Origin of the sequence: Halobacillus sp. (genome assembly GCF_049282395.1) — a bacterium.
In the GTDB taxonomy this organism is placed as follows: Bacteria; Bacillota; Bacilli; order Bacillales; family Halobacillaceae; genus Halobacillus.
The window spans coordinates 1-3,932 of sequence record NZ_JBAPTY010000013.1; the positions used below are offsets into that span (position 1 = coordinate 1).

Below are 3,932 nucleotides of genomic sequence, written 5' to 3' on the forward strand. Positions count from 1 at the left end.
ATCCAGCCCAGACGAGGTGATCCGACAGAGCAGAGTGTAAAAGTTACCATGGAAGCAAGGTTATTGGAAATTACAAAGGACGTGGATTTACAAAATAAAAAGGCGCTTAATAAACTGGAAAAAGAAATAGAGAAAAAAGTAAAATCAGATCTTGAACAATTCATGAATATATTAAAAGAAAATCAAGTTGATCCTGTTGGTTTTGGAAAATACTACAATGCTCAAAATCGTAATAATCGTGTGACACATGAAAACTGGCGCCAGCAAATTCCCAATCTTAATGTTTCATTTGATGTAAACTTGAAACTTCTCCGCCACGGTACAGTTGAATAAAAAAACCTGGACAACATGTCCAGGTTTAACCGAAATAATCAAATTCATCCGGGTGTTTTCCAATTCTTTCGCCCGTTTGAAGAGCACTAATCTTTTCCATTTCCTCATTCGTTAAAGAAAAGTCAAACAAGTCAGCATTTTGTTCTTGCCGATCCTTGTTGGAAGACTTAGGGATAATAATGATTCCAAGCTGCCAGTGCCAGCGCAGAATGATCTGGGCTGCCGTTTTCTCATAATGCGCAGCAAGCTCCTGAAGCACGGGTTCATCAAAATAATTTCCGCGTGCCAGCGGAGACCAAGCTTCTAAAAGGATATCCCGGTCCTGACAATATCTCAGCAGATTCTCCTGATAGAGACGAGGATGGAATTCGACCTGGTCCACTACAGGTTTCACTTGAGCTTCGTTCATAAGCTCTTCTAAGTGATGCTCCATGAAGTTACAAACACCTATCGCTTTTACTCGTCCATTATGATAGAGTTTCTCCATTGCTTTCCATGTCTCTGTAAATTTTCCTGGAACCGGCCAATGGATTAAGTAAAGATCTAAGTACTCAAGGCCAAGACGGTCTAAACTGCGTTCAAAAGCATCCAGCGTCTCTTCATAGCCTTGTTCATCATTCCATACTTTTGTGGTGATGAATAATTCTTCTCTTGGTACACCGCTCTCACGGATTCCTCTTCCCAAGCCGGATTCATTCCCATAAAAAGAAGCGGTATCCAGATGTCTGTACCCTAAATCCAGAGCTGATTTAACAGCCCGTACAACTTCCTGCTCTTCCTCCATTTTATATACGCCCAGGCCTAACTTCGGCATGGGCACTCCGTTGTTTAATGTTACTGTTTCCGTTAAACTCACTGAATTCTTCACTCCTTTACATTACTTTACCTTGATCAATTACCCTTGATTGCAATCCGTTCAAACATAACTATAGGACGAAGGATGAGCGTGATTCAGCAAAAAATCTTCCGGATTTTCTCCTATTAAAAATAAACGGTGCAGAGGTCTGGTCATGGCAACATATAGAAGCTTTACATCGAGTGTTGTTTCTTGATAAGAATGACCTTCACTGTAAAGAAAGACGACATCAAACTCTAATCCTTTCGCCAAATAAACCGGTAATACCATTCGATCAGTCATTTGGCTTTGTGTCTCGTCGAACATCGTAAATCCTGTGCCGATATCATCCAACTGCTCAGCGGCGAGTGCTGCTTCTTTTTGCGTTTTTGTCACTACGGCAAAACTCTTCATCCCACTTGCTTTAAGATCCCGCAGCTTTTCTCTAAATATCTCCTGCCAACCTTGATTGCGATTGATAAACTGCGGTTTTTCTCCATGTCTGACCACGGGCTCTGCTTTTGGGAGATTTTCAGGCATCAGCTCCAGTAATTCGTTAGCCAGATTCATAATCTCAATCGTCGTTCGATACGTTTTCTGTAATTTAAGATAGTTAACGTTTTGAAACACATTGCCCATCAAGCTTTCCCACTCTTTTAAACCTCTGTAGCGGTAAATGCCTTGCGCCAAATCGCCTACGATTGTAAACAAGTCTGTTTGAAACACGTGCCTCAAACTGTACAATTCAAAAAAACTATAATCCTGCGCTTCATCAATGACTACCTTCTTTGCCTGATCCTCTTTTGCTATACCGGTAATCCAAGATTTCAGATAAAGGAGGGCAGCTAAATCTTCTGACTGAAGCTTCTGTTTTCGCAAATAGTTCCGTGTCCACGCCCTCATTTGTTTAAGCTCTTCTGTATCCTGGTCAATGAAAGAACGAAAGACCCGTTCCTCATATAAATGAACATATGCATCGAGCAGCTTCCATTTAGGGTAGTTTTTCATAAAGGTCTGGAGAACCGTTTTAGCTTCTTTTTTAATTTCATCCAGTGCCTCTTCTTTCCTTGTGATTAAGAAACTGACACGCTTCTTCCTTTTTTCAGGATCTTTCATCCCAAAAAGCGCCTTATCCAATTGATCATCATATTTCTTGGCCAGGGTTGAGAGAATCTGCTTCTTTTTCCTGTTCAGTTCACTGCGAAGAACGGCTTTAATCTTTTGTACTCTCACTTCATAAGGAAAATAATGATAGTGTTTATAAAATAATTGATTAATGGCTTTCGCACTTTTTAATTTGAACCCGGCCAACCGGAAGTCTTCATGAACTTTATAACTTAATCCAATGTACTTACTATACTCTTCCATTACTTCCTTAAAAGATTCGGAACCTTTATAGCCTGCCGACCAAAGCTCGGTCGAATGTCCGGAATTCCCGGATTCCACCGTATTCATTAAGTTCATATGCTGAGTGGTGACCGGCCAGCTTATGTCCGTCACTGCCTGAACAAAGTCAATAAAGGTGGTTTGTCGGGCTTTGTGAACCCCAAGCTCGGGCAGTACTTCAGATATGTACTGAATAAAAAGCTGGTTAGGTGCTAGAATCAGCATTTCTTCTGGCTTGAAGATATCTCTCATTGAGTAGAGAAAGTAAGAAATACGGTGCAGTGCAATCGTCGTCTTACCGCTCCCTGCTGCCCCCTGGACAATAATCGGCTTACGCAAGTCTGCCCGAATGACCTCATTTTGCTCTTCCTGAATCGTTGCTACGATTTCAGTCAGCCGGTTTTCTGCGTTTTGAGAAAGAGAGTCCTGGAGAAGGTCATCTTTCGTCGTAATGTCAATATCGCGAAAATTCTCCAGTTCTCCTTCCTCGATCTGGTACTGCCGCTTGAGGGAAACACGACCTTCGTAGCGTTCTCCTTCCGCTTCATAACTGACTTCCCCAATCCGACCTTCATAGTATACATTCGCAAGAGGCGAACGCCAGTCCAATATAATCGGAAGCTGTGTTTCGCGATCAAACAAGGACATCTTCCCGATATAAAATACTTCTCTCTCGGGTTTTTCTTTTCGGTGAAAATCAATGCGGGCAAAGTAAGGTTTTTTACGCAGACGATGAAGACTTTCCAGCTGATCAGCAGACATTTTCATAAAATTTGCGTGAGACAGCATCTCCTGATACCTCAGACTGCTGTCCTTGAAGTCAAGTCTCGCTAACGTATCCTCCTGACGTCTTTTTAACGCCTCCTGGTCTGTTTCTTGAGCGGCGATCAGCTGATCCATATATGCTTTTGTAAAAGATAAACGTTCTAATTCCTGAGGATAATCGGGGTGTTGAGCGGACATTTTTCATTCTCCTTCCCTCATATAGGACTGGCTTAGAGAAGTCTGGATCCCCATGATTTTATTTATTTAGGTTCTGCTAAACCTCCGTATTAATTCTTATAAATAAGCTCCCGTTTGTTGAAGACTCAGTTTCGAGATAACTCGGGTCCGTTACTCCATGTGGAAGAGGGCTGGTGGGGAAATAACTCGCTTTCCTATGGGGGAACGGTGAGCTTCCTCGCTCGTTTCACTCCCTGCGGGATCTCACCTAGTCCCTTCTCCCATGGGAGTCTCGCCATTTCCCCACCAACCCATCGTTTTCTTGTGAACGGACCCTTCTAGAAGAGAAAGACCGTCCTACTTGATCTGGATTAAATGCTTTTATGACAGGCTATTTCCGGTATTTAACATCCTGTAAATAGGTACAAAACTACCT

3 protein-coding genes are annotated in these 3,932 nt (G+C 42.3%); 1 reads left to right on the forward strand and 2 read right to left on the reverse strand.

From position 1 onward, the window contains the following. A partial coding sequence (locus WAM07_RS00535) for a Ger(x)C family spore germination C-terminal domain-containing protein (RefSeq protein ID WP_422163861.1) occupies positions 1-333 on the forward strand: 333 nt, incomplete at its 5' end. A 25-nt stretch (positions 334-358) separates the two neighbouring features. Here WAM07_RS00535 and WAM07_RS00540 read toward each other — a convergent pair. Together WAM07_RS00540 and helD are read right to left on the reverse strand one after the other, a co-directional pair. Continuing rightward, a complete protein-coding gene (locus WAM07_RS00540) occupies positions 359-1,189 on the reverse strand; it encodes an aldo/keto reductase (protein ID WP_422163863.1) in 831 nt (276 codons plus the stop codon). A gap of 60 nt (positions 1,190-1,249) precedes the next feature. Then, positions 1,250-3,517, reverse strand: coding sequence for an RNA polymerase recycling motor HelD (helD, locus tag WAM07_RS00545; RefSeq protein WP_422163864.1), 2,268 nt, complete (start codon positions 3,515-3,517; stop codon positions 1,250-1,252). Between the last annotated feature and the right edge of the window lie 415 nt (positions 3,518-3,932).